Source organism: Cellulomonas sp. GbtcB1, assembly GCF_019091725.1.
Classification (GTDB): Bacteria; Actinomycetota; Actinomycetes; order Actinomycetales; family Cellulomonadaceae; genus Cellulomonas.
In genome coordinates, this window is sequence record NZ_JAGXJG010000352.1 from 1 (window position 1) to 254 (window position 254).

General features: G+C 75.2%; 1 pseudogene. It reads right to left on the minus strand.

Going from position 1 to position 254, the window contains the following annotated elements:
- A pseudogene (locus KVT14_RS20685) lies at positions 1-254 on the minus strand (pyridine nucleotide-disulfide oxidoreductase); the annotation flags it as partial.

A 254-nucleotide genomic window follows, 5' to 3' on the forward strand; every position in this document is an offset into this window, starting at 1 on the left:
CCGGGGATGGCGGGCACCGTCGGCTCGGTGCCGGTGGACACGATCACCGCGTGCCGCGCGATGACCCGGGTGTCGCCGGCCTCGCTCTCGACGAGCAGCTCCTTGGGGCCCGTGAACCGCGCGGTGCCGCGCAGCAGCGCGATGCCGGCGGAGACCAGCCACTCCACCTGGGAGTGGTCGTCCCAGTGCGAGGTGAACTGGTCGCGCCGGGCCAGCACGGCGGCGGGGTCGAGCGTGCCCTGGACCAGCTCGGC